Raw genomic sequence first — 25,712 nt, forward strand, 5'->3', positions numbered from 1 at the left:
CAGGGGAACTCATGGCGAAGCTCACGCTGGATCGTCTGCGCAAGGTCTATCCCAACGGCTTCGTTGGCGTTGACGACGCGAGCTTCGAGATCCACGACGGTGAGCTGCTCGTGCTGGTCGGGCCTTCGGGCTGCGGCAAGTCCACGCTGCTGCGGATGATCGCGGGCCTGGAGGCGATCAGCAGCGGCGAGCTGCGTATCGGCGACCGCGTGGTGAACGAGGTGGCGCCGAAGGATCGCGATATCGCGATGGTGTTCCAGAGCTACGCGCTGTATCCGCACATGAGTGTGGCGGAGAACCTGGGTTTCGGCCTGAAGCTGCGCGGTGCCGGCAAGGCCGAGGTCGCTGCGCGCGTGCGCGAGGCCGCGGCGATGCTTGAGCTGGAGCCCTTGCTCGACCGCAAGCCGGCCGCGCTGTCCGGTGGCCAGCGCCAGCGCGTCGCGCTGGGGCGGGCGCTGGTGCGGCAGCCGCAGGTATTCCTGCTGGACGAGCCGCTCTCCAACCTCGACGCCAAGCTGCGCGCCAGCACCCGCGTGGAGATTTCGCGCCTGCATCGCCAGCTTGGCACCACCATGGTCTACGTCACCCACGACCAGGTCGAGGCGATGACGCTGGGCCAGCGCATCGTCGTGCTCAAGGATGGGCGCATCCAGCAGATCGACACGCCCATGGCGCTGTACAACCAGCCGGCCAACCTGTTCGTCGCCACATTCCTGGGAAGTCCCAAGATGAACCTGCTGTGGGGCGAAGTGGTGGAACGCGAAAGTACCGACCTGGCCCTGCGGATCTCCGACGGCGTGGAATTGCCGCTCCACCCCGAAGGCGCATTGCGCGAGCAGGTGCGCGGCTACATCGGGCAAAAGCTGACGGTCGGACTGCGTCCCGAGGATCTGCACTTGGCCGAGGCGGGCCCGGGCACGCTGTCGGCGCATGTGGAGGCGGTGGAACCGGTCGGCAACGAGGCCTTCCTCGATCTGGGCTGCGATGGCTGCGAGTTGATCGTGCGCCTGCCGCCGCATGACCTGCCGAAGGTCGGCGATACCGTCCACCTCGGCCACGTCCCTGCCCGCATGCATTATTTCGACCCCGCCAGCGAGCGACGCCTCGATGGCCTTGGCGCCGCCGTTCCGGCGGCCTACGACGGGACCGCCGCGCAGGCGCCTGTCGCCCGCGACGCCTGATCGGGACGGCCGTTGAAGGCCCCGCTATACTCGCGTGAAGATACGGTTGAAGGACCGTGCGTCTCCCATATGAATCAAATGGTTGGGAGACAAATTTAATCCCAGTTGGTAATAACGGCCGCGCCTGCGAAGCGCCGCCAGAGGCAACCCCGCCGCATGCGTCTGTCCACGATCAAGCTGTCCGGTTTCAAATCCTTCGTCGATCCGACCACGCTGCATTTGCCGAACAACATGACCGGCATCGTCGGTCCCAACGGCTGCGGCAAGTCCAACATCATCGATGCCGTGCGCTGGGTGATGGGCGAAAGTTCGGCCAGCCGCCTGCGCGGCGACTCGCTGACCGACGTGATCTTCGCCGGCTCCTCCGCGCGCAAGCCGGTGTCGCAGGCGATGGTGGAGCTGATCTTCGACAACTCCGACCACACCATCACCGGCGAATTCGCCGCGTTCAACGAGATCTCGGTCAAGCGCACCGTCAGCCGCGACGGCACCAGCCAGTACTACCTCAACGGCGCCAAGTGCCGCCGCCGCGACATCACCGACCTGTTCCTCGGCACCGGCCTGGGCCCGCGCAGCTACTCGATCATCGAGCAGGGCATGATCAGCCAGGTCATCGAGGCCAAGCCCGAGGAACTGCGCGTCTATCTCGAGGAAGCCGCCGGCATCTCCAAGTACAAGGAGCGCCGCAAGGAAACCGAGACCCGCATCCGCCATACCCGCGAGAACCTCGACCGCCTCAACGACCTGCGCGAGGAAGTAGGCAAGCAGCTCGAACACCTCAAGCGCCAGGCGCGGCAGGCCGAGCAGTACCAGGCCATCCAGGCCGAACGCCGGGTCAAGGACGCGGAGTGGAAGGCGCTGGAACACCGCGCCCTCGACCAGAAGCTGCAGGCCCAGCGCGAGAAGCTGAGCCAGCAGGAAACCCGCCTGCAGCAGCTGATCGCCGAGCAGCGCGAAGCCGAGCGCGAGATCGAAGTCGGCCGCGTCAAGCGCGAAGAGTCCGCCGAGTCGCTCAACAAGGCTCAGGCCGCCAGCTATGAGGTCGGCGGCACGCTGGCCCGCATCGAACAACAGATCCAGCACCAGCGCGAGATGACGCAGCGCCTGCACAAGGCGCGCGACGAGGCGATGGCGGCGCTGGCCGAACTGGGCGAGCACATCGGCAGCGACCAGTCGCGCCTGGACGTGCTGCGCTCGGCCGTGGCCGAGGCCGAACCGCGACTGGAGCAGCTTCGCGAGGACGACGAGGCCCGCCAGGAAGCGCTGCGCGATGCCGAGCAGAAGCTCAACGACTGGCAGCAGCGCTGGGACGAGCACAGCCGCGCCCAGGCCGAGGCCGCCCGCGCGGCCGACGTCGAGCGCACCCGCATCGAGCACCTGGACCGCCAGGTGTTCGACGTCGACCGCCGTCGCGCCGCGCTCAACAGCGAGCGCTTCGGGCTCGACGTCAACGCATTGGCCGAAGCTTTTGCCGCGTTGCAGGAACAGCACGAGACGCAGAAGTTCTCGATCGACAACCTCAGCGAGGAGCTGGAGACCCGCAAGGGCACGCTGGGTGAACTGCAGGAACAGCAGCGCTCCGCCCAGTCCCAGCTGGCCGACGTGCGCAAGAGCGCGCAGGCCGCGCGTGGCCGCCTGTCCTCGCTGGAGACGCTGCAGCACGCCGCGCTGGGCCAGGAGCAGGGCGCCGCGCTGAGCTGGCTGCAGGCGCGCGGACTCGACTCCGCGGCGCGCGTGGGCGAGAAGCTGGTCGTCGAGGACGGTTGGGAAAACGCCGTCGAAAGCGCGCTCGGTCAGTTGATCGAAGGCGTGCTGGTCGAATCGCCGGAAACGCTGGTCGATGCGATCGGCGAACTCGGCGAAGGGCGCCTGGCCCTGGTCGATCCGCATAACGATGCGGTCGAGTTCGCCGCGACCTCGCTGGCTTCGAAGGTGCGCGGCCCGATCGCGATCCGCCGCATCCTGGCCAAGCTACATGCCGCCGAAACGCTGTCGGAAGCACGCGCGATGCTGCCGATGCTGGGCGATGGCGAATCGATCATCACCCGCAACGGCGAGCGCCTCGGCGCCGGCTGGGTGCGCGTGCTGCGCTCCGGCGCGGCCAAGCAGGGCGCGCTGCTGCGCGAGCGCGAGATCCAGACGCTGCGCGGCGAGATCGAAACGCTGCAGAACCGCGAGCGCGAACTGGACTCGATGCTGGTGCAACTGCGCGACCGCCTGCTTGCCGCCGAGCAGCAGCGTGAGGACGCGCAGCGCACGCTGTACATGGCGCACCGCAGCGTGTCCGAACTGGCCGGCCAGCTGCAGAGCCAGCAGGGTCGCCTGGATTCGGCACGCGGCCGCATCGAGAAGATCGACGCCGAGCTCGAGCAACTGGGCGAAACGCTGGAAAGCAGCCGCGACCAGTCCCGCGAAGCACGCAACCGCCAGGAAGAAGCGGTCGTGCGCATGGGTGAGCTGGAGGATGCGCGCCAGCAACTGGAAGCGCAGCGCCGCGCCTTCGGCGAGGCCCGCGACCAGGCCCGCAACATGGCGCGCGAGACGCGCGACACCGCCCATGCCCTGGCGCTGACGCTGGAATCGCAACGCACCCAGATCACCGCGCTGTCGCAGGCGCTGGACCGCATGGGCGGCCAGCGCGGCCAGCTCGACTCGCGCCTGGGCGAACTGTCGGCGCAGTTGGCCGACGGCGACGTCCCGGTGCAGACGCTGGAGGAGCAGCGCCAGGTCGCGCTCGAACAGCGCGTAATCACCGAGCAGAACCTCGCCCTCGCGCGCACCACGCTCGACGGCATTGACAACGACCTTCGCCGCTTCGAGCAGGTCCGCCACCAGCGCGACGACCAGGCCATCCAGCAACGCGAGGGCATCGGCCAGCGTCGCCTGGAGCAGCAGGCGCTGGTGCTGAAGGCCGAGCAGCTGGCCGCGGCCGTGACCGAAGCCGGCTTCGTGCTCGAGGACGTGGTCAACACGTTGACCGAGGACATGGATCCGCAGGTCTGGGAACGCACCGTCGCAGAACTCGATGGCAAGCTGCGGCGCCTGGAGCCGGTCAACCTGGCCGCCATCCAGGAACACGCCGAGGCCGCGCAGCGCAAGGAATACCTCGACGCGCAGTTCACCGACCTCACCACGGCTCTGGAAACCCTGGAAGACGCGATCCGCAAGATCGACCGCGAGACCCGCGGCCGCTTCAAGGACACCTTCGACCGCGTCAACAGCGGCGTGCAGGAGCTGTATCCGCGCCTGTTCGGCGGCGGCCATGCCTACCTGGAGCTCACCGGCGAGGACCTGCTCGATACCGGCGTGTCGATCATGGCGCGCCCCCCCGGCAAGCGTGTGTCCAACATCTCGCTGCTGTCCGGCGGCGAGAAGGCGATGACGGCGGTGGCGCTGGTGTTCGCGATCTTCCGCCTCAATCCCGCGCCGTTCTGCCTGCTCGACGAGGTCGACGCGCCGCTCGACGAAGCCAACGTCGGACGCCTCGCGCAGATGGTCAGCGAGATGAGCGAACAGGTACAGTTCCTCTTCGTCACCCATAACAAGGCGACGATGGAAGCCGCGCAGCAATTGTCGGGCGTGACCATGCGCGAGCCGGGCGTCAGCCGCCTGGTGTCGGTCGACCTGGCCGAAGCTTCGCGCCTGGCCGGTGTGGCCTGATGCTGGAATGCGGGAAATAGGGAGTAGGGAAATGGGGAGCGGTCGCGTGCGGGAATCCAGTTCCGCCCAAGTCTTGGACAACACCCCGTTTTTCGAAGCCGTTTCCCCGTTTCCGTTGTTGGACGGCGCCATCGGGCCGTCCCGTTCCATCCCCGCCGTAAGGAGCCTTCAATGTCAGATGTGACCATGCTGCGGATCGGAATCCTGATTGCCGGCCTGATCCTGATCGGCGCGATCGTATTTTTCGGTCGCCCGCGCAAGCCGGGGCAGGGCAAGCGCGTTGCGCGCGATGGCGGTCCCGACCTGGCGCGTCACGAGCCGACGCTGAGCGAACAACTGCAGAGTGAACTGGGCGGTGAGGGCAGCCTGGGTGGCGAGACGACCACGCAGGCGGAGCTGGAGCTGTTCGACCACACCCTGGAAGGCGGCACCAACAGCGAACTCGGCCGTCGCGCCACCGAGGAATTCGACAAGATCGTCACCCTGTACCTGGCCGCGCGCGCCGGACAGAAGCTGCACGGTCCCGACATCGTCGTCGCCGCCGAGAAGGCCGGCCTGGTCTACGGCCACATGGGCGTGTTCCACCGCCTGGTAGAGAATCACCCCGAGCGCGGCCCGGTGTTCAGCGTCGCCAACATCATGAAGCCCGGCAGTTTCGACATGGCGCAGATCCAGGCGCTGGAAACGCCGGCGATCGCGTTCTTCCTGACCCTGCCTGCGCCGGTCAACGCGCTCGATGCCTGGGAAACCATGCTGCCGACCGCACAGCGCATGGCCGAGCTGCTCGAAGGTGTGGTCCTGGACGATTCGCGCAACGCGCTCGACCGTCAGCGCATCGGCCAGATCCGCGATGAGCTGCGCGCCTACGACCGCCAGCGCGAAGCTCCGCCGCTGACCAAGCCGGCGCGCTGGTAAGCACCAGGCGCGGCTCCACGAATTCTCCGGCTCCCGGAGGTCGTCGTTGTGCAAAGCCCGGTCCAGTTTGCAGTCGCGCTTGCCTATCCTGGACGACGGCTCCAGCAAGAGCAGAATCAGGATCAACATGGATCCCGGCTTTCGCCGGGATGACGGCGTAAGGATTTGTACGTGCCCAAGTCCGATTCCAATCCGGCCATCCGCATCGACGAACTGCGTCGCCAGCTCGACGACGCCAACTACCGCTACTACGTGCTCGACGATCCGACCATTCCGGATGCCGAGTACGACCGGCTGTTGCGCGAACTGGATGAACTGGAGTCCGTGCACCCGGAGCTGGTGACGCCCGATTCGCCGACACAGCGCGTCGGCGCCACCCCGTCGGGTGCGTTCTCGGAAGTCCGCCATGCGATCCCGATGCTGTCGCTGGGCAATGCCTTCAGCGACGAGGAGATCGTCGATTTCGAGCGTCGCATCGAGCAGAAGCTGGGGCGAAAGCGTCCGAAGTTCTCGGTCGAGCCGAAGCTGGACGGCCTGGCCATCAGCCTGCGCTACGAAGACGGTCGCTTCGTCCGCGGCGCCACCCGCGGCGACGGCGCCACCGGCGAGGATGTCACTGCCAACCTGCGCACGATCAAGGCGATCCCGCTGCAGTTGCGTGGCGAGGGCTGGCCGGAAGTGCTGGAAGTGCGCGGCGAGGTCTACATGCCGCTGGCGGATTTCCGGCGCTACAACGAGCATGCCCTTGAGCACGGCGGCAAGGTGCTGGCCAACCCGCGCAATGGCGCGGCCGGTTCGCTGCGCCAGCTCGATCCGCGCATCACGGCAAAGCGCCCATTGGCGTTCTACGCCTATGCAGTCGGCGAGGTCGAAGGCGGCGACCTGCCCGACACGCATTCGCAGACCTTGAAACAACTGCGCGAGTGGGGGTTTCCGGTGAGCGTTGAAAGCGCGGTGGTGGCCGGCGCCGACGGTTTGCTGGGCTACTACCGCGAGGTCGGCAAGAAGCGCGACAAGCTGCCGTTCGACATCGACGGCGTGGTGTACAAGCTTGACGACTACGAAGGCCAGCGCGAGATGGGCTTCGTCTCGCGCGCGCCGCGCTGGGCGATCGCGCACAAGTTCCCGGCGCAGGAACAGATGACGGTCGTGGAGTCGATCGAGGTCAACGTCGGCCGCACCGGCGCCGTCACGCCGTGGGTGCTGATGCAGCCGGTGCAGGTTGGCGGCGTCACCGTCACGCGCGCCACCCTGCACAACGCCGACCAGGTCGCGCGGCTGGACGTGCGCAACGGCGACACCGTGATCGTGCGGCGTGCCGGCGACGTCATTCCGGAAGTCGTGCGCGTGGTGCCCGAACGCCGTCCCGCCGGAACAAAACCGTGGTCGATGCCGGGTCTGTGCCCGGTGTGCGGGTCGGAGCTGGTGCGCGAGGAAGGCGAGGCGGTCTGGCGTTGCTCCGGTGAACTCACCTGTGCCGCGCAGCGCAAGGAGGCCATCGGCCACTTTGCCTCGCGTCGAGCGATGGACATCGAAGGCCTCGGTGAGCGCCTGATCGAAATCCTGAGCGACTCGGACTCGATCCGCAATGTCGCCGACCTCTACCGCCTGACCCTGGACGACCTGCTCACCGCCAAGGCGCTGCTCGATTCGGATTCGGCGGAAGGCTTCGTGGAGTTGCTCGGGAAGAGTGCGAGCCAGCTGACGTACCAGGATGAGGTCGTATCGGATTTCTCGCCGACGGCGTGGGAAAGCCTGGCCGAATGGAATCAGCGGCTGCCTTCCGGTTACGCCGCGAAATGGAACCGGGCCAAGGTCGCCACCAAGTGGGCCGAGAACCTGGTGGAGGCGATCGACCGTAGCCGCACCACGACGCTGGAGCGGTTCCTTTACGCGCTGGGCATCCAGCACGTGGGCGAAAGCACCGCCAAGGCTTTGGCGGGCTGGTTCGGCGACATCGAACTGATCCGCCACCTGCCGTGGCCGCTGTTCAAGCGGGTTCCGGATGTAGGCGGCGAAGTCGCCCGCTCGATCGGCCATTTCCTCGACCAGCCGGGCAACCAGCAGGTGATCGATGACCTGCTCGAACGCGGCGTCACCATCACCGACACGCATCCACCGTCACCCAAACTACGCGATGGCCTGACGCTGGCGACGCTGCTGCAGGACCTGGAAATCCCCAAGGTCACCAAGGTGCGCGCCGAGCAGTTGGCCGCGGCATTCCGCGGCGCCGATGCGCTGCTGGACGCGCCCGAGCACAACTACGTCACTGCCGGCCTGCCGGCCGACAGTGCGCGTGGACTGGCCGGCTGGCTCGAAGACGAACATCACGCGAAGTTGCTCAGCGACAGCGCGGCGGCGTTGACGCGCCTGCTGGAACTCACGCCGGCCGCGGCCGCCGCGGTGCAGGGGCCGCTGGACGGCCAGACCGTGGTGCTCACCGGCACGCTGACAGGACTCAGTCGCGATGAGGCCAAGGCCAAGCTGGAGGCGCTGGGCGCCAAGGTCGCCGGCAGCGTGTCGAAGAAGACCAGCTTCGTCGTCGCCGGCGAGGCGGCCGGCTCCAAGCTCGACAAGGCGCAGGAGCTGGGCGTGGAGATCTGGGACGAGGCGCGGCTGCTCGCCTTCCTTGCCGGGCACGGTGTATGACGCAGGACTGGCGTCCTTCCGCGGATTTCGAGGCGCTGCGCCTGCGGGCGCGGTTGAACGCTACGATCCGCGCGTTCTTCGCCGAGCGCGGTGTGACCGAAGTGGAGACGCCGGTGATGTCGGTGGCCGGCAATACCGATCCGAACATCGCCTCGTTCTCGCTGCAGTTCAGTGGACGCACCGACGGCGCGCCACGCACACGGTGGTTGCGCACTTCGCCGGAGTACCCGCTCAAGCGCCTGCTGGCGGCCGGTTTCGGCGACTGTTACGAGCTCGGGCGAGTGTTCCGCGATGGCGAGGCCGGCGGACGCCACAACCCAGAATTCACGATGCTCGAGTGGTATCGACTGGACTGGGATCATCGTCGCCTGATCGAGGAAACCGCCGAACTGGTTCAGTCGGCATTGGCGCTGGTCGGGCGCCGGGCCACGCTGTCGCAGATCGGCTACCACGAGCTGTACCGCCAGCGCCTGGGCATCGATGCGCACACGGCGAGCGAGCAAGCACTGCGCGAGGCGATGGGCGACGTCGTGATCGATCCGGCCGGGCTGACCCGCGACGACTGGCTCGACCTGCTGATGACGCATCGCCTGCAGCCCTCGTTCCCGGCCGACCAACTGCTGGCGGTGTACGACTATCCGGCCTCGCAATGCGCGCTGGCGCGCGTGCGTGGCGCCGAGGCCGCCGGTGACGTTCCGGTAGCTGAACGCTTCGAGCTGTACCTGGGCCCGCTGGAACTGGCCAATGGCTACCACGAGCTGGCCGACGCGGCCGAGCAGGGCCGCCGCTTCGATCGCGACCGGGCCCTGCGCCGGGATCGCGGCGATGTTCAGCCACCGCGCGACGAACGGATGCTGCAGGCGCTGGCGGAAGGATTTCCGCATTGCGCGGGCGTCGCCCTGGGGGTCGACCGCCTGATGATGGCGATGCAGGGCAGCGACCGCATCGGCGACGTGCTGGCCTTCGATTTTTCACGTGCGTGACAGGATGCTCACGACCGATTTCTCACATGCGTGACAGGATGCTCACGACGCGACTGTGATATTTGGCTAAAGGCGAGTTTCTTAATGGGATTTTTCCTTGCTCGCGCTACAGTGATCCAGCGGAAACCGCGTTGGGGTGGGTAGTGTTGACAAGAAGGTCGACGGCTTGGTGTGCGGGGGTGATCGTCGTGCTGATGGTCTGGCCGTCGGTCAAGGCCGCTCAGGAAACCGTGCGCCGTGACAGCGAGCGCCGTGTTCGTTGTGAATCCACCGACGGCGCGGTCGAGCGATGCCTGGTGGATACCCGGCGCGGCGTGCGCCTGTTGCAGGAACTCTCCGAAGGCGTGTGCGCGGAAGGCCGTACCTGGGGCGTGGAAGTCGACGCCATATGGGTGCGAGACCATTGCCGGGCGGAATTCCTGACCGGCTTCGGCGGCAGCGGCATCGACACGGGCTATACCGATCGCGTCGTGCGTTGCGAATCGCGGGGCGGTCGCTGGAATCAGTGTCCGGCCGAGACTTCCACCGGACTGGAGATGGTTCGCCAGTTGTCGAAAAACCCGTGCATCCGTGGCCAGAACTGGGGCTGGGACAAGAGCGGCGTCTGGGTATCGGGTGGCTGTCGCGCCGAATTCCGTGCGGTGGGTCCCGCAAGTGAGCGCAAGGCGAAGGTCCGCATCATTCGCTGCGAGTCCCGGGACGGCAGGCCGCAACAGTGCCAGGTCGATACCGGCGGCATGGTGAAACTGCGTCGCCAACTGTCCAAGGCGCCATGCGTCGAAGGCAAGAGTTGGGGGCACGACCGCGGCGGCATCTGGGTCGAGCGCGGTTGCCGCGGCGATTTCGAGATCGGCGGCGGAGGCGGCTGACGTTCCAGGTTAAGCAATGCCTAAACGCGAAGTGCAATTGGATGCGTGCTGTCGAATCTCCGAGGGTGTCCATTCAGGAAGCTTGGCTAAAGTGAATGCGACATTTGGCACAGGGGAAACGAGCATGACCACGTGGGTATCTGCATCGGCTGCATGGACCTCGGCCGCATTGGCCGTGGTGATGGGGCTTGCGACGTCTTCGGCATCGGCGGCGCCGCAATACGCCAGCGACCGCTACGAGGGCAGCTACGGCGCGACCACCGTCCGTTGCGATTCCAACGACAACCGCTACCGCCGTTGCCCGGCCGATACCCGGCGGGGCGTGCAACTGGTCCGTCAGTACTCGGACTCGCGATGCATCGAGGGCCGGACGTGGGGCTACGACCGCGACGCGGTGTGGGTCAGCAGCGGGTGCCGCGCCGAGTTCGCCATGGGGCGGGGCGGTTGGAACGATGGCGGGAACCACGGAGATGGCAACTACGACGGCGGCAACCACGGCAACACCGTACGTTGCGACTCCAACGACAACCGTTACCGCCAATGCCCGATCGACGCGCGCCGGGTAGTCCTCGTGCGCCAATACTCCAAGTCGCAGTGTGTGGAAGGACGCACCTGGGGTTATGAGCGCGGCTACGTCTGGGTGTCCAGCGGTTGCCGCGCGGAATTCGCAAGCCGTAGCGGCGGTGGCTGGAACGGTGGCGGCGCGAACAACGGCCAGGGCTGGGGCCAGGCACAGACGCTGTATTGCGGGTCGGACGACCGACGCCAGCGCCGCTGCAACGTCACCATCCGCCGCGATGCGCGCATGACCCGGCAGATGTCCAAGGCCGCGTGCCTGGAAGGTCAGAGCTGGGGATGGGACCGCGACGGCATCTGGGTGTCCAACGGGTGCCGCGCCGAGTTCGCGGTGCGCTAGGCGTCGGCCGGGAAGGGAAGAGATCCCGGCTGAAAACCGTGGAGTCCGTCGCAGCCGGTAAACTGGCGGCATGACCGACGCCATCGATTTCGACCGCTACGACCGCATCCGCCCGATCCGCTGGACCGGCGATTCCCTGGAACTGCTCGACCAGCGCAAGTTGCCTTTCGTGGTCGAGTACGTGCGTTGCGACGACAGCGATGCCGTCGCCGCCGCGATCCACGCGCTGACCGTGCGCGGCGCCCCGGCCATCGGCATCGCCGCGGCCTGGGGCGTGGTGCTGGCGGCGCGCACGGTGGATGCGGCGGACGGTGCGCAGGCCGTGGCCTTGCTCGAACCTGCCATGCAGCGACTCAACGCCGCGCGTCCGACCGCGGTGAACCTGGCCTGGGCGCTGGCCCGCATGCGCCGCGTGCTCGCCGCCGCGGGCAGCGACTGGCGTGCCGTGCTCGAACGCGAAGCGCAGGCGATCGCCGAGGAAGACCTGGCTGCCAACCGCCGCATGGGCGCTCTCGGCGCGGCGCTGATCACCCCTGGCAGTGGTGTGCTGACCCACTGCAATACCGGTTCGCTGGCCACCGCCGGCTTCGGCACGGCGCTGGGCGTCATCCGCGCCGGCGTCGCCGAGGGGCGCATCGACAAGGTCTACGCCGGCGAGACCCGTCCGTGGTTGCAGGGCGCGCGCCTGACCGTGTGGGAGCTGCAGCAGGACGGCATCGTGCCGACCCTGATCGCCGACTCCGCTGCCTCGCACCTCATGAAGACCGGCGAAGTGCAATGGGTCGTGGTCGGCGCCGACCGCATCTGTGCCAACGGCGATACCGCCAACAAGATCGGCACCTACCAGCTGGCCATCGCCGCCCGCCACCACGGCCTGAAGTTCATGGTCGTCGCCCCGTCCTCGACGGTGGACATGGATACGCCGTCGGGCGATGCCATCCACATCGAGGAACGCGACCCGGGCGAGCTGTTCGGCGTCGGCGGCGTGCGCACAGCGGCGCAGGACGTGGGCGCCTGGAACCCGGTTTTCGACGTCACCCCGCACGAGTTGATCGACGCGATCGTGACCGAGCGGGGGGTGATCGAGCGCCCGGATGCCGCGGCGATGAAGGCGGCTTTCGGCGACTGAGAGCAGGGTTGTCCAGAAAACTGAAAAAATCCCCGCAAGTGCTTGTTTCTGCGTGAGAATCGCGGTGCCGTGAACGGCCTTCACGTGCTATCATTTCGTGTCCTTTTGATGCCGCCGCGCGCGGGCTGAAAACAGGCCCGGCACGGGCGGTTTTCGACCGCGTCCGCAGGGGCGCCGACAGGTAGTCGCGAGACCCCTCGCAAGCGCCGCGCCCACGTGTGCGGACGATCAACCAGCACGGAATCTCGATGGCCGAACTCGCCAAGGAAATCATCCAGGTCAATCTCGAAGACGAGATGCGCCGCAGCTATCTCGATTACGCGATGAGCGTGATCGTGGGTCGCGCGCTCCCAGACGTCCGCGATGGCCTGAAGCCAGTGCACCGCCGCGTGCTGTTCGCGATGAACGAATTGGGTGCGCACAGCAACAAGCCGTACTACAAGTCGGCGCGTATCGTCGGTGACGTCATCGGTAAGTACCACCCGCACGGCGATACCGCGGTGTACGACACGCTGGTGCGCATGGCGCAGCCGTTCTCGCTGCGCTACCTGCTGGTCGATGGCCAGGGCAACTTCGGTTCGATCGACGGCGATAATGCCGCGGCGATGCGATATACCGAGGCGCGCATGTCGCGCATCAGCCACGAGCTGATGGCCGACATCGACAAGGAAACCGTCGACTTCCAGCCCAACTACGACGAGAAGGAACTCGAACCCACCGTCATGCCGACGCGGGTGCCGAACCTGCTGGTCAATGGTTCGGCCGGTATTGCGGTTGGCATGGCGACCAACATCCCGCCACACAACCTCAACGAGGTCGTCAACGCGACGATTGCGCTGATCGACCAGCCCGAGATCGACGTCGACGGCCTGATGGCCTACATCCCCGGCCCGGACTTCCCGACCGCAGGCATCATCAACGGCACCGCCGGGATCGTGAACGCCTACCGCACCGGCCGCGGCCGCGTGCGCATGCGCGCGCGCGCCGAGATCGAGACCGCCGACAACGGCCGCGAAGCGATTGTCGTCACCGAGATCCCGTACCAGGTCAACAAGGCGCGGCTGATCGAGAAGATCGCCGAGCTGGTCAAGGAAAAGAAGCTCGAGGGCATCAGCGAGCTGCGCGACGAGTCCGACAAGGACGGCATGCGCATCTACATCGAGGTCAAGCGCGGCGAATCGGCAGACGTGGTGCTCAACAACCTCTATCAGCAGACGCAGATGGAGTCGGTGTTCGGCATCAACATGGTGGCGCTGGTCGATGGCCGCCCGCAGTTGCTGAACCTCAAGCAGATCCTCGAAGCCTTCGTCCGTCACCGCCGCGAAGTGGTGACCCGCCGCACCATCTTCGACCTGCGCAAGGCGCGCGCCCGCGCGCACATCCTGGAAGGCCTGACGGTCGCGCTCGCCAACATCGACGAGATGATCGAGCTGATCAAAACCTCGGCCAACCCGAACGAGGCGCGCGAACGCATGCTCGCCCGCACCTGGGAAGCGGGGCTGGTCGGCGCGCTGCTGGCTGCCGCCGGCAGCGAGGCTTCGCGTCCGGAAGACCTGCCGCAGGGCGTGGGCCTGATCGACGGCCGCTACCAGCTGACCGAGACCCAGGCCCAGCAGATCCTGGAAATGCGCCTGCACCGCCTGACCGGCCTGGAGCAGGACAAGCTGACCGAGGAATACAAGCAGCTGCTGGAAACCATCCGTGGCCTGATCGAGATCCTCGAGAACCCGGATGTGCTGCTCGACGTCATCCGCACCGAACTCAACAACCTCAAGGAAGAGTTCGGCGACGACCGCCGCAGCGAGATCCGCGCCAGCGAGGAAGATCTCGACATCCTCGACCTGATCGCGCCGGAAGACGTGGTGGTGACGCTGTCGCACGCCGGTTACGCCAAGCGCCAGCCGGTCAGCACCTACCGCGCGCAGAAGCGCGGCGGCAAGGGCCGCAGCGCCGCCGCGACCAAGGAAGAGGACTTCATCGACCAGCTCTGGCTGGTCAACACGCACGACACATTGCTGACCTTCACCAGCGCCGGCCGTGTGTTCTGGTTGCCGGTGTACCAGTTGCCCGACGCCGGCCCGAACGCACGCGGCCGTCCGATCATCAACTGGATCCCGCTGGAAGGAGGCGAACAGGTCCAGGCCGTGCTGCCGGTGCGCGAGTACGACGATAACCGCTACGTGTTCTTCGCCACCCGCAACGGCACGGTCAAGAAGACCCCGCTGACCGAGTTCGCGTTCCGCCTGCAGCGCGGCAAGATCGCCATCAACCTCGACGAGGGCGACGCCCTGGTCGGCGTGGCGCTGACCGACGGTGATCGCGACATCATGATGTTCGCCAGCAACGGCAAGGCCGTGCGCTTTGCCGAGGGCGAGGTGCGCTCGATGGGTCGTACCGCGACCGGCGTGCGCGGCATGCGCCTGGCCGAAACCGAGGACGGCGAGAACAGCGCCGAGGTGGTCAGCCTGATCGTGGTCGACGGCGAGGGCGACATCCTCACCGCCAGCGCCCGCGGCTATGGCAAGCGCACCCCGGTGTCGGAGTACCCGCGCAAGGGCCGCGGCACGCAGGGCGTGATCGCGATCCAGACCAGCGACCGCAATGGCTCGCTGGTGGGCGCGATCCAGCTCAGCGACCACCACGAGGTGTTGCTGATCTCCGATGGCGGCACGCTGGTGCGTACCCGCGCGGCGGAAATCGCCCAGGTCGGCCGCAACACGCAGGGCGTGACCCTGATGCGCATGGCTGCGGACGAAACCCTGCAGGCGATCGAGCGCGTGGATGCTTCGCTCGATTTGGAGGCCGAGGAAGTCGAAGGGCAGGTTGTCGTAACGGCCGAGGTCGAGTCGGGTTCGACTCCGTAATCCCGCTTCACATTCCGTACTGAAGACGCCGCCTCCGGGCGGCGTTCTTTTTGCGAAATTCGGTGATGGAGCGCAACTGGAACATCCGCCTTGAATTGCCAGGGCGCCCGGAAGCCCGCCCTACGGCAGCTGCGACAGCAGGTGCTCGGCCGAAGACACACGGAATTCGCCCGGAGCTTCGACATAAAGCTGGCGCACGACGCCATCTTCGGCGTACAGCGCGAAGCGGCGCGAGCGCGTGCCCATGCCGTAGGCACTGGCGTCGAGTTGCAGGCCAAGTGCGCGGGTGAAGTCGGCGTTGCCATCGGCCAGCATGATCAGGCCGTCTGGCACGTGCTGGTTCTGGCCCCAGGCCTGCATCACGAACGGATCGTTGACGGCCATGCACGCCACCTCGACGCCCTTGCGGCGAAATTCCTCGAAGTGCTGCACGAAGCCGGGCAGGTGCTTCTCCGAGCAGGTCGGCGTGAACGCCCCCGGCACGGCGAACAGCACTACCTTGCGGCCGTCGAACAGGGCCTTGGTGTCGATGGTTTCCACGCCCTCCCGGATGCGCTGCAACACGACTTCGGGCAAGGGTTCGCCGACCTGGATGCTCATGGGATGCTCCTGTGGGGATGCGTAGAGTCTAGGCGCCCGGACGTTAATGTGGACGTCACGACTTGAAATTGGCGTGGTCGCTGCCATTGTGGGCGACACTGTCGCCGTGCCCGGCGAACCGCAGGACCGGTCAGAGGAGCCGTCGATGCAATTCAAGGATTACTACGGGACTCTGGGCGTCGAACCCAACGCGGGCGAAGCCGAAATCAAGACGGCCTACCGCCGGTTGGCGCGCAAATACCATCCGGACGTCAGCAAGGAGGCTGGCGCCGAAGACAAGTTCAAGGCGGTCAACGAAGCCTACGAGGCACTGCGCGATCCGGAAAAACGCGCCGCTTACGACCAGTTGCGCGCGCGGGGCTATCGCCCCGGCGATGACGTGCAGCCGCCGCCCGGTGGATTCGGCAGTGGCCATGGAGGCGTCGATTTCGAGGAGATCTTCGCCGGCGGCGGCGCCGGTGGAGGATTCAGCGACTTCTTCGAAAGCCTGTTCGGGCGCGGTGGCGGTTTCGGTCAGCGCGGGCCGGCGCCGCGCGGCGATACGCGCGCCAAGCTGGCCGTGCCGCTGGAAGCGGTCTACGACGGCGGCTCCGTGCGCATATCGGTGAACAACAAGACCCTGGACGTGCGCGTGCCCAAGGGCATCAAGCCGGGCCAGAAGATCAGGCTGGCCGGCCAGGGGCCGCACGGCGACCTGTTGCTGGAGATCGAATACGCCGCGCATCCGCAGTTCGAGGTCGACGGCCGCAACGTCATCCACGTGCTTCCCGTGGCGCCTTGGGAGGCTGCTCTGGGTGCGACGGTCAGCGTGCCGACGTTGGGCGGCCGGGTGGAGCTGAAGATTCCCCCGCAATCGGAAGCCGGCCGCAAGTTGCGCCTGCGCGGACGCGGACTGCCGGGCGACCCTCCGGGGGACCAGATCGTCGAGATGGAAGTGTTGTCGCCGCGCCCCCATACCGACGAGCAGCGGGCGGCCTACGAAACGATGCGTGAGGCGTTCGGCGACGACTGGCGCCGCGCGTAGCAGGCGGGCCAAGGCCCGCCCTGCGCATCGTGAAACCGGGTACTTTCGTCCAGCTTTTGCCGGAAGAGGCCGACTTACGCGGGCAGCAACTGCAGGATGACTTCGGCCAGGTCGCCTTCGCTGAAAGGCTTGGTGAGGTACGCCTTGGCGCCCTGGCGCATGCCCCAGACGCGGTCGGTGTCCTGGTCCTTGGTGGTCACCAGGACGATGGGGATGTGCTGGGTGCTCGGATCGCGGGTGATCGAGCGGGTGGCCTGGAACCCGTTGAGGTTGGGCATCACCACGTCCATCAGGATCAGGTCCGGCAGCTCGCGCTTGGCCGCCTCGACTCCCGCCGCCCCGTCTTCCGCGGTGACGGCTTCATGGCCGAGCTTCTCGACGATGCGGCGGATGCCCATCAACTGCGACGGCGAATCGTCGACGATCAAAATGCGCGCCATGTGGTTCCCCCATAAGACTGTGGCGATTGTAGCGAGGGCCATACTCCCCGCAAAGACGTGTACACGTCGCGCTCAGAGCGTGACCAGCGTCCGCCCGAAGGAACCGCCGGCAAGCATCGTCGCGAACACGTCGGGAAGTTCGGCCAAACCTGCTTCGCGCGTGCAGATGCGGTCGAGGTGGCGGGGCTTCCAGTCGCTGGCCAGATGCTGCCAGACCGCCTCGCGGATGTCGCGGGCGGTGCCGGCGGAGGCCACGCCCAGCAGCGATACGCCGCGGATGATGAAAGGCATCACCGTGGTGTCCAACTCGGGCGATGCGGCGAGGCCGGCGCTGGCGACGTTGCCGTAAGGCGTGGTCTGGGCCAGCAGGCTGGCCAGCATCGGGCCGCCGACGTTGTCGAGGCCACCGCCAAAGCGAGCCGATTCCATCGGTCGTGTGGTGGCCAGGGCATCGCGACCGAGCACCTGCGTGGCGCCGATGGAGGTGAGGTAATCGGCGTTTTCGGGCTTGCCGCTGATCGCGTGCACTTCGAAGCCGGCGCGGCTGAAAATGTCCACGGCCAGCGAACCGACGCCACCGGTCGCGCCGGTGACGGCGAGCGGACCGAGGTCCGGCGTCTGCCGGTTCTCGCTCATGCGCAGCAGCGCCAGCGCGGCAGTGAAGCCGGCCGTGCCGAGGATCATGCTCTCGCGCAGGCTCAGGCCCTTCGGCAGCGGGATCACCCACCGCGCTTCCTGGCGGGTGTACTGGCTATAGCCGCCGTCGCGCGTCTCGCTCAAGCCACTGCCCGTGACCAGGACTTCGTCGCCTTCCCTGAACTTCGGGTCGGTCGATGCGACGACGTGGCCGGCGACATCGATGCCGCCGACGAGCGGGAAGCGCCTGAGGATCTTGCCTTGGCCGGTGCCGGCCAGCGCGTCCTTGAAGTTGACCGAGGAGTAGGCGGTCTTGATGACGACCTCGCCGGGAGCGAGGTCGTCGAGCGATATCTGCTCGATGCCGCTGCGGTAACCGGCGGTGTCGCTGTGGATGCGGAAGGCGTTGAAGGTATTGGGAGTGGGCATGGGCGTGGACTTTTGAGTCGTCATCCTGGCGAAATCCAGGATCCATTTTGCTCTAACGGCAACGGCAAAATCGATCCAGCATTCGCCGGGACGACGTCCCACGAGGTTCCGGCACCTCGCGATACCAGAAAGTACGTCCAACCCCTTAACGCAGCGCCTTCCTGCGCTTCTCATCCATCCACTTGTCCGCCTGCGCCGGCTGGTAGCGCTGCATCCACTCCAGCATCGCGGTGAGATCGTCGCCGTGCCACAAATCGCGACGCTGGTCGGCGTGCAGAAAGCGCTCCTCGACCATCCTGTCGAGCATCGCGATCAGCGGCTCATAGAAACCGTCGACATCGAGGAACGCGCAAGGCTTGTCGCCAATGCCGAGTTGGCGCCAAGTCAGCATCTCGAACATTTCGTCCAGCGTGCCGAAGCCGCCGGGCAGGGCGATGAAACCGTCGGAGAGATCGAACATGCGCGCCTTGCGCTCGTGCATCGAGCCCACGGTTTCCAGGCGGGTGACGCCACGGTGCGCGACCTCCCAGTTGACCAGCTGCTCCGGGATCACGCCCACCACTTCGCCGCCGGCTTCCAATACCGCATCGGCCACGATGCCCATCAGGCCGACGTTGCCGCCACCGTAGACCAGGGTCAGGCCGTCCTTCGCCAAGCGCGTGCCGAGCGCGATGGCGCGTTCGGTATAGATCGGCTTGGCGCCGGCGTTGGAACCGCAGTACACACAGACAGAACGCATGGAAGTTTCGACCCTTGTGGTTGATCAGTTCGATTTCAGCAGCACGATGCCCGCCATGCGTCGCCCTTCTTCCTGGCGCCGCTTGGACTGGAACTTCGACAGGAACTTCCAGAGCCATGCACCGGGCATGGTCCGGTTGAGGCGGAAGGATTCGTCCCACGTCGAGCGGAACTCCGCCTCGCGCCAGCCTAGCGGTGCGAAGAACGCGGTTCCCTCGGCCGGGCCGAATCGGAACGGAGCATTGCCCTCGCGAAGTTTGGGCGACCAGCGACGTTCCAGCAGCTTGAGCAGCATGGGTGAAGCCAGGTCGGTCAGCCACCACGTGGCGCGCGCAACGTCGTGCAGGTCGCGCGCCAGTTCGGCGACCTGGTCCGGTTCCAGATAGATCAGCAGGCCTTCGGTGATCGCCAGCACCGGCCCCTTTTCGGCGGCACGGGCGAACACCGCGCGCCGTGCCCCGGCGTCGCGCAGGTCGGCGGGAATGAATTCCAGCGCGCAATGCGGCGTTTCGCCGGCCATGTTCTCGCGGAAATAATCGACCATGTCCGGCAGGTCCACATGCAGCCAACGCAATGTCGGCGGCAGCGCCAGTCGATAAGGGCGTGCGTCGAGTCCCGCGGCGAGATTGAGCACGGTCGCCGCGCCCTCGTGCACGCAGCGCAGCACGATCTCGTCCATTACCGCGGTGCGCACCACCATCGGCCAGCTCATCGATGCGCCGCGCGGCAGCGCCTTGACGATCGCCTCGCCGCGTTCGCCGCCAAGGCGGCGGGCGTAGGGGTCGTCGAACAACGCATCGGGCCGCTCGCTTTCCATCGCGCGGTAGATCGCCACCCATGAGGCGGTATCGGACACGTTGCGGATCGGATTGCCTTCAGTCATGGCGACGCCTCGCTGAAAAACAAAAGGCCGCCAGCACCGGGTGGGTGATGGCGGCCCTGGAACGGCTCATGTCGCGACCGGTCAGTTCGCCTTGTGGATCGAACGCTTGGCGACGGCCATGGCCGCATCGTGGACGGCTTCGGACAGCGTCGGGTGGGCGTGGCAGATGCGCGCGAGGTCGTCGGCCGAACCGCTGAACTCCATCGTCAGCACGCCTTCGTGCACCAGCTCCGACACGCCTACGCCGACCAGGTGCATGCCGAGCACGCGGTCGGTCTCGGCATGCGCGATGACCTTGACGAAGCCGGCCGGCTCGCCCATGGCCACGGCGCGGCCGATCGCCGCGAACGGGAAGCTGCCGGTCTTGTACGGCGTGCCTTCTTCCTTGAGCTGCCCTTCGGTCTTGCCGACCCAGGCGATTTCCGGTTCGGTGTAGATCACCCACGGAATCGTGTCGAGGTTGACGTGACCCGGCAGGCCGGCGATCAGCTCAGCCACGGCGATGCCTTCCTCGAAGCCCTTGTGTGCCAGCATCGGGCCGCGTACGCAGTCGCCCACAGCCCAGACGCCGTCGACGCCGGTGTGGCAATGCGCATCGACCTCGATCATGCCGCGCGCATCCAGCTTCACGCCGGTGCCTTCGGCCAACAGGCCCTTGGTCGCGGCGCGACGGCCGACGGAGACCAGCAGCTTGTCGACGACGATGGTCTTTTCGCCTTGCGCGTCGGAGTAGGTGACTTCGACTTCCTTGGACTTGCCTTTACCCTTGACTTCGGCCTTGCTGACCTTCGCGCCGAGCTTGATGTCCAGGCCCTGCTTCTTGAATTCCTTGGCCGCGGTCTTGGCGACCTCGGCGTCGGCGAGGGCGAGGAAGTCGGGCAGGGCTTCGAGGATGGTGACCTCGCTGCCCAGTCGCTTCCACACGCTGCCCAGCTCCAGGCCGATCACGCCAGCGCCGATCACGCCCAGGCGCTTGGGAACGGCGGTGAAGTCGAGCGCGCCGACGTTGTCGACGACGGTGTCGTTGTCGAACTTGGCGAACGGCAATTCGATCGAATCCGAGCCGGCGGCGATGACCACGTTGGTGGCCTTGAGCTCGACCTCGGAGCCGTCGTGCTGCCTGACCTTGACCACGTTGCCCGGCTGCAGCTGGCCGAAGCCGTAGAACGGCGTGACCTTATTGGCCTTGAACAGCATCGCGATGCCGCCGGTGAACTGCTTCACGATCTTGTCCTTGCGGCCAATCATCGTGCCGACGTCGATCTTGGCATCCTTGGTGGTGATGCCGTGCTCGCCGAACAGGTGGTTGAGGTTGTAGAACTGGCGCGAGCTGTCGAGCAGCGCCTTGGACGGGATGCAGCCCACGCGCAGGCAGGTGCCGCCGAGGGCCGGCTTGCCGTCCTTGCCGAGCGCGGCGTCGATGCAGGCGGTTTTCAGGCCGAGCTGCGCGGCGCGGATGGCGGCGTGGTAGCCGGCCGGGCCGGCGCCGATGACGACGACATCGAAATTCTGCTGTTCGCTCATTTTCTTTTCCTGCTTTTCCTTCTCCCTGCCGGGAGAAGGTGCCCGAAGGGCGGATGAGGGTCGGCGGAGCGGGGTGGTTGGAACTGGTCGCGAGCTTGCCGCGCCCTCACCCCAACCCCTCTCCCGCGGCGGGAGAGGGGCTCGGCGCATTACATGCCGAGCAGCATGCGGTGCGGGTTCTCTAGCTGGTTCTTGATGTCGACCAGGAACAGCACCGCTTCCTTGCCGTCGATGATGCGGTGGTCGTAGGACAGCGCGATGTACATCATCGGCGCGATCACCATCTGGCCGTTCTCGGCGATCGGGCGTTCCTTGATGGCATGCATGCCCAGGATCGCCGACTGCGGCGGGTTCACGATCGGCGTCGACATCAGCGAGCCGAAGGTGCCGCCGTTGGTGATGGTGAACGTGCCTCCCTGCAGGTCCTCCAGCGCCAGCTTGCCGTCGCGCGCCTTCTTGGCGTAGTCGGCGATGCCCTTCTCCACGTCGGCGAAGCCCATGCGCTCGACATTGCGCAGCACCGGCGTGACCAGGCCCTTGTCGGTCGACACCGCGATCGAGATGTCAGCGTAGCCGTGATAGATCACGTCGTTGCCGTCGACCGAGGCGTTGACCACCGGGTACTTCTGCAGCGCGTTGGCGGCGGCCTTGGCGAAGAAGCTCATGAAGCCGAGCTTGATGCCGTTGGCCTTCTCGAACTGCTCGCCCAGCTCCTTGCGCATCGCCATGACCTTGCCGAGGTTGACCTCGTTGAAGGAGGTCAGCATCGCGATCGAGTTCTTCGACTGCATCAGGCGCTCGGCGATGCGGGCGCGCATGCGGGTCATCGGCACGCGCTCTTCCGGACGCGCGCCGCCGGCGACGCCGGCGGTCTTGCCGCTGGCGTAGTTGACCAGGTCTTCCTTGGTCACCGCGCCGCGACGGCCGGTCCCTTCGACCTGCGACGGATCGATGCCCTGGGTGACGGCGGTGAAGCGCGCGCCCGGCGGCAGTTCAGCGGCGGCGGCCGGAGCGGCGGCGGGCTTGGGCGCCTCGGGCTTGGGCTGCACCGGCTGTGCCTCGGCGGTGGTGGCGGCGACGTTCTTGGCGTCCATCGCGGCCTTGCTCTCCGGGGCCGGTGCGGCCGCGGCGGCGCCTTCCTCGACGACAGCGATCAGCTGCTGGCTGTTCACGGTCGTGCCTTCGGGGAACTTGATTTCCTTGATCACGCCGTCGACGGGCGAGGGCACTTCGAGCACGACCTTGTCGGTCTCGAGGTCGACGATGTTCTCGTCGCGCTTGACGGCGTCACCGACCTTCTTGTGCCAGGTGGCGATGGTGGCGTCGGAGACGGACTCGGGCAGGACAGGAACTTTGATCTCGGTGCTCATGGTGCGGGCATCCTGGATTGCGTAATGAATGAGTGGCGCAAAAGTGGCGGGCGTTGACGGTTATTCGACGGTGACTTCGCCGCGCAGCGGGTTCATCAGGGCGTCGGCGACCAGCGCGGTCTGCTCGGCGACATGGTCGGCGAGGTGACCGGCGGCCGGCGACGGCGAGCGTGCGCGGCCGGCGTAGTGCAGCGTCTGGCCGGAATGCATGCAGGCGGCCAGGTGGTGGCGGATCTGGTACCACGCGCCCTGGTTCTGCGGCTCTTCCTGGCACCAGACCACGTCGGTGGCCTTGGTGAAACGCTTCAGTTCGGCCGTCAGTTGCGGACGCGGGAACGGGTAGAGCTGCTCGATGCGGACGATGGCGACATTGCCCAGGCCCTGCTTCTGCTGCTCTTCCAGCAGGTCGTAGTAGACCTTGCCGCCGCACACGACCACGCGCGTGACCTTCTTGGCGTCGGCGCTGGCGTCGGGAATCAGCTGCTGGAACTCGCCCTTGGCCAGTTCGTCCATCGTCGACACGGCCAGCTTGTGGCGCAGCAGCGACTTGGGCGTCATCACCACCAGCGGCTTGCGCGTGGTCATGCGCATCTGCCGGCGGATCATGTGGTAGGCCTGCGCCGGCGTGGTCGGCGTGCAGACGATCATGTTCTCCAGCGCGCACAACTGCAGGAAGCGCTCCAGGCGCGCGGAGCTGTGCTCCGGCCCCTGGCCTTCGTAGCCGTGCGGCAGGAACAGCGCCAGGCCGCACAGGCGGCCCCACTTGGCCTCGCCCGACGACAGGAACTGGTCGATGACGACCTGCGCGCCGTTGGCGAAGTCGCCGAACTGCGCTTCCCAGATGTCCAGCGTGGTGGGGTCGGCGGTGGCGTAGCCATACTCGAAGCCCATCACCGCTTCTTCGCTGAGCAGCGAGTCGATGATGGTGACGTCGACCGGATTCTTGACCAGGCGACGCAGCGGCAGCACGTACTCGTCGTTGGTCTGCTCGTGCAGGATCGCGTGGCGGTGGAAGAACGTGCCGCGGCCGCAGTCCTGGCCGACCAGGCGCAGCTTGTAGCCCTCGTCCAGCAGCGTCGCGTAGGCGAGGTTCTCGGCGAAGCCCCAGTCGCCGCCGAGCTCGCCGGCCGCCATCTTGCGGCGGTCCTCGTAGATCTTGGCCACGCGCGGGTGCAGCTTGAGGTCGGCCGGGACGTCGTTGATGGTCGTGGCCAGCTTGTCGAGCTTCTTGCGGTCGAAGGTGGTGTCGACCGGATCGCTCAGCTTGCCCGACAGGTACTTCGACCAGTCGATGGTGAACTCGTCCGGCTTGACCTCGACCACCTCGGTGGTGACCGCGCCGTCGTCGAGCTTCTGCCGGTAGCCGTCGACCAGCGCCTGCGCCTGTTCGGCGGCCAGCGTGCCTTCCTCGACCAGCTTCTGCGCGTAGAGCTCGCGCGGCGTCTTGTGCTTGCGGATGATCTGGTACATCACCGGCTGGGTCGCTGCCGGTTCGTCGGCCTCGTTATGGCCGTGGCGGCGATAGCAGACCAGGTCGATGACCACGTCCCTGCCGAAGCGGTTGCGGAAGTCCAGCGCCAGTTCGGCGCAGAACACCACCGCTTCCGGGTTGTCGCCGTTCACGTGCAGCACCGGCGCGCCGACCATCTTGGCCACGTCCGTGCAGTACAACGTCGAGCGCGCATCCTGCACGGCGCTGGTGGTAAAGCCGACCTGGTTGTTGATGACGATGTGCAGCGTGCCGCCGACGGCGAAACCACGCGCCTGCGACATCTGCAGCAGTTCCATCACCACGCCCTGGCCGGCGAACGCGGCGTCGCCGTGGATCAGCACCGGCAGCACCTGCTCGCGACCCTTGTCGCCGCGGCGGGTCTGGCGCGAACGCACGCTGCCCGCGACCACCGGGTCGACGATTTCCAGGTGCGAGGGGTTGAACGCCAGCGCCAGGTGCACCGGGCCGCCCGGAGTGGCGACGTCGGCGGAGAAGCCCATGTGGTACTTCACGTCGCCCTGGTGGGCCAGGTCGCTGTGGACGTGCTCGAACTTGCCTTCGAACTCGTCGAACAGATGACGCGGCGGCTTGCCGAGCGTGTTGATCAGCACGTTGAGGCGACCGCGGTGGGCCATGCCGATCACCACGTCCTTGGCGCCCTGTTCGCCGGCGCGGCGGATGGTGGTGTCCATCAGCGGGATCAGCGAGTCGCCGCCTTCCAGCGAGAAGCGCTTCTGGCCGACGTACTTGGTGCCCAGATAACGCTCCAGGCCATCGGCGGCGGTCAACCGCTCGAGGATGCGCTTCTTGTCCTCGGCCGTGCGGCCGAACTTGCCGCCGGCTTTTTCCAGGCGCTCGTAGACCCAGCGACGCTGTTCGGCGTCGGTGATGTGCATGAACTCGGCGCCGACCGGGCCGGTGTAGGTGGCCTTGAGCAGGTTCAGCAGGTCGCCTAGCTTCATGCGGTCATGACCGCCGACGCCGCCGGTGCTGAACTCGGCCTTCAGGTCGCTTTCGGACAGGCGGTGGAAGGCCAGGCCGAGGTCCGGGGCTTCCGGCTTCTGCCACAGGCCCAGCGGGTCGATGTCCGCTGCAAGGTGACCGCGCGAGCGATAGGCAGTGATCAGTCGGCCGACCTGGCGTTCGCGTTCGTCGCCGGCGCCAGCGCCGGTAGCCGCGACCACGCCGCGCGAGGCCTGACGGGCGGCCTCGGCGATCTGGTCGATGACCGCCGAATGCGGCACGTCACCGGCTTCGCGACCCTTCAGGCCGTCGAAGTAGGTCTTCCATTTGGGCCCGACACTGTCGGGAGAAACCAGGTACTGCTCGTACAGATCCTCGATGTAGGCGGCGTTGGCGCCGAGTTGGGAGGACTGGGCAAACTGCTTGAGAAGACTGTCCACGATGGCG

At 66.8% G+C, this 25,712-nt stretch carries 17 protein-coding genes and 1 pseudogene; 10 read left to right on the forward strand and 8 right to left on the reverse strand.

Annotated features, from left to right (window positions below; genetic code table 11):
* The first annotated feature begins 11 nt into the window (after positions 1-11).
* The 9 genes from J2X06_RS08165 (at position 12) to gyrA (ending at position 15,166) form a co-directional block, all read left to right on the forward strand.
* A complete protein-coding gene (locus J2X06_RS08165; protein WP_310060662.1) occupies positions 12-1,181 on the forward strand; it encodes an ABC transporter ATP-binding protein in 1,170 nt (389 codons plus the stop codon).
* Positions 1,182-1,337: 156 nt separating this feature from the next.
* Positions 1,338-4,841, forward strand: coding sequence for a chromosome segregation protein SMC (gene smc, locus J2X06_RS08170; protein ID WP_310060663.1), 3,504 nt, complete (start codon positions 1,338-1,340; stop codon positions 4,839-4,841).
* A 171-nt stretch (positions 4,842-5,012) separates the two neighbouring features.
* Positions 5,013-5,756 carry a cell division protein ZipA gene (gene zipA / locus J2X06_RS08175; RefSeq protein ID WP_310060665.1) on the forward strand — a complete coding sequence of 248 codons (744 nt, stop codon included), beginning with the start codon at positions 5,013-5,015 and terminating at the stop codon, positions 5,754-5,756.
* 171 nt (positions 5,757-5,927) lie between these two features.
* A complete protein-coding gene (gene ligA / locus J2X06_RS08180; RefSeq protein ID WP_310060666.1) occupies positions 5,928-8,405 on the forward strand; it encodes an NAD-dependent DNA ligase LigA in 2,478 nt (825 codons plus the stop codon).
* A complete protein-coding gene (gene epmA, locus J2X06_RS08185; protein WP_310060667.1) occupies positions 8,402-9,388 on the forward strand; it encodes an EF-P lysine aminoacylase EpmA in 987 nt (328 codons plus the stop codon). The genes ligA and epmA overlap by 4 nt, the downstream gene beginning before the upstream one ends.
* A gap of 179 nt (positions 9,389-9,567) precedes the next feature.
* A complete protein-coding gene (locus J2X06_RS08190) occupies positions 9,568-10,257 on the forward strand; it encodes a DUF3011 domain-containing protein (protein WP_310060670.1) in 690 nt (229 codons plus the stop codon).
* A 124-nt stretch (positions 10,258-10,381) separates the two neighbouring features.
* Positions 10,382-11,173, forward strand: a complete 792-nt coding sequence (locus J2X06_RS08195) for a DUF3011 domain-containing protein (RefSeq protein WP_310060672.1) — start codon at positions 10,382-10,384, stop codon at positions 11,171-11,173.
* A 70-nt stretch (positions 11,174-11,243) separates the two neighbouring features.
* Positions 11,244-12,302: an S-methyl-5-thioribose-1-phosphate isomerase gene (mtnA, locus tag J2X06_RS08200; RefSeq protein WP_310060675.1), complete on the forward strand. Its 1,059-nt coding sequence runs from the start codon at positions 11,244-11,246 to the stop codon at positions 12,300-12,302.
* A 248-nt stretch (positions 12,303-12,550) separates the two neighbouring features.
* Positions 12,551-15,166, forward strand: coding sequence for a DNA gyrase subunit A (gyrA, locus tag J2X06_RS08205; RefSeq protein WP_310060677.1), 2,616 nt, complete (start codon positions 12,551-12,553; stop codon positions 15,164-15,166).
* 120 nt (positions 15,167-15,286) lie between these two features.
* Here gyrA and J2X06_RS08210 read toward each other — a convergent pair whose 3' ends face one another.
* Positions 15,287-15,766 (reverse strand): peroxiredoxin, encoded by a 480-nt coding sequence (locus J2X06_RS08210; protein ID WP_310060680.1) that lies wholly within the window; start codon positions 15,764-15,766, stop codon positions 15,287-15,289.
* A gap of 145 nt (positions 15,767-15,911) precedes the next feature.
* On the opposite strand from J2X06_RS08210, the gene J2X06_RS08215 reads away from it, so the two are divergent.
* The gene (locus J2X06_RS08215) at positions 15,912-16,790 is read left to right on the forward strand and encodes a DnaJ C-terminal domain-containing protein (protein ID WP_310060683.1); all 879 of its coding nucleotides are present in this window, start codon (positions 15,912-15,914) and stop codon (positions 16,788-16,790) included.
* 74 nt (positions 16,791-16,864) lie between these two features.
* On the opposite strand, the gene J2X06_RS08220 is transcribed toward J2X06_RS08215, so the two are convergent.
* The 7 genes and pseudogenes from J2X06_RS08220 to J2X06_RS08250 all read right to left on the reverse strand — a co-directional run bounded on the left by J2X06_RS08220 (position 16,865) and on the right by J2X06_RS08250 (position 25,705).
* Positions 16,865-17,230, reverse strand: coding sequence for a response regulator (locus J2X06_RS08220; RefSeq protein ID WP_310060686.1), 366 nt, complete (start codon positions 17,228-17,230; stop codon positions 16,865-16,867).
* Between the two features lie 72 nt (positions 17,231-17,302).
* Positions 17,303-18,319, reverse strand: coding sequence for a YhdH/YhfP family quinone oxidoreductase (locus tag J2X06_RS08225; RefSeq protein WP_310060689.1), 1,017 nt, complete (start codon positions 18,317-18,319; stop codon positions 17,303-17,305).
* A gap of 121 nt (positions 18,320-18,440) precedes the next feature.
* A complete protein-coding gene (locus J2X06_RS08230) occupies positions 18,441-19,034 on the reverse strand; it encodes a TIGR00730 family Rossman fold protein (protein ID WP_310060691.1) in 594 nt (197 codons plus the stop codon).
* A 123-nt stretch (positions 19,035-19,157) separates the two neighbouring features.
* Positions 19,158-19,916 (reverse strand): annotated as a pseudogene (locus tag J2X06_RS08235) (class I SAM-dependent methyltransferase); the annotation flags it as partial.
* Positions 19,917-19,997: 81 nt separating this feature from the next.
* Positions 19,998-21,440 carry a dihydrolipoyl dehydrogenase gene (gene lpdA / locus J2X06_RS08240; RefSeq protein WP_310060695.1) on the reverse strand — a complete coding sequence of 481 codons (1,443 nt, stop codon included), beginning with the start codon at positions 21,438-21,440 and terminating at the stop codon, positions 19,998-20,000.
* Positions 21,441-21,589: 149 nt separating this feature from the next.
* Positions 21,590-22,810, reverse strand: a complete 1,221-nt coding sequence (gene sucB / locus J2X06_RS08245) for a dihydrolipoyllysine-residue succinyltransferase (RefSeq protein WP_310060697.1) — start codon at positions 22,808-22,810, stop codon at positions 21,590-21,592.
* Between the two features lie 60 nt (positions 22,811-22,870).
* Positions 22,871-25,705, reverse strand: a complete 2,835-nt coding sequence (locus tag J2X06_RS08250; RefSeq protein ID WP_310060699.1) for a 2-oxoglutarate dehydrogenase E1 component — start codon at positions 25,703-25,705, stop codon at positions 22,871-22,873.
* Between the last annotated feature and the right edge of the window lie 7 nt (positions 25,706-25,712).

Source organism: Lysobacter niastensis, from assembly GCF_031457115.1.
GTDB lineage: Bacteria > Pseudomonadota > Gammaproteobacteria > Xanthomonadales > Xanthomonadaceae > Lysobacter_J > Lysobacter_J niastensis_A.

Excerpts from the sequence above, each read along its gene's own strand:
- J2X06_RS08165 (WP_310060662.1), top strand. The coding sequence starts at position 12 with ATGGCGAAGCTCACGCTGGATCGTCTGCGCAAGGTCTATCCCAACGGC.
- smc (WP_310060663.1), top strand. The coding sequence starts at position 1,338 with ATGCGTCTGTCCACGATCAAGCTGTCCGGTTTCAAATCCTTCGTCGAT.
- zipA (WP_310060665.1), top strand. The coding sequence starts at position 5,013 with ATGTCAGATGTGACCATGCTGCGGATCGGAATCCTGATTGCCGGCCTG.
- epmA (WP_310060667.1), top strand. The coding sequence starts at position 8,402 with ATGACGCAGGACTGGCGTCCTTCCGCGGATTTCGAGGCGCTGCGCCTG.
- J2X06_RS08195 (WP_310060672.1), top strand. The coding sequence starts at position 10,382 with ATGACCACGTGGGTATCTGCATCGGCTGCATGGACCTCGGCCGCATTG.
- mtnA (WP_310060675.1), top strand. The coding sequence starts at position 11,244 with ATGACCGACGCCATCGATTTCGACCGCTACGACCGCATCCGCCCGATC.
- gyrA (WP_310060677.1), top strand. The coding sequence starts at position 12,551 with ATGGCCGAACTCGCCAAGGAAATCATCCAGGTCAATCTCGAAGACGAG.
- J2X06_RS08210 (WP_310060680.1), bottom strand. The coding sequence starts at position 15,766 with ATGAGCATCCAGGTCGGCGAACCCTTGCCCGAAGTCGTGTTGCAGCGC.
- J2X06_RS08215 (WP_310060683.1), top strand. The coding sequence starts at position 15,912 with ATGCAATTCAAGGATTACTACGGGACTCTGGGCGTCGAACCCAACGCG.
- J2X06_RS08220 (WP_310060686.1), bottom strand. The coding sequence starts at position 17,230 with ATGGCGCGCATTTTGATCGTCGACGATTCGCCGTCGCAGTTGATGGGC.
- J2X06_RS08225 (WP_310060689.1), bottom strand. The coding sequence starts at position 18,319 with ATGACGACTCAAAAGTCCACGCCCATGCCCACTCCCAATACCTTCAAC.
- J2X06_RS08230 (WP_310060691.1), bottom strand. The coding sequence starts at position 19,034 with ATGCGTTCTGTCTGTGTGTACTGCGGTTCCAACGCCGGCGCCAAGCCG.
- lpdA (WP_310060695.1), bottom strand. The coding sequence starts at position 21,440 with ATGAGCGAACAGCAGAATTTCGATGTCGTCGTCATCGGCGCCGGCCCG.
- sucB (WP_310060697.1), bottom strand. The coding sequence starts at position 22,810 with ATGAGCACCGAGATCAAAGTTCCTGTCCTGCCCGAGTCCGTCTCCGAC.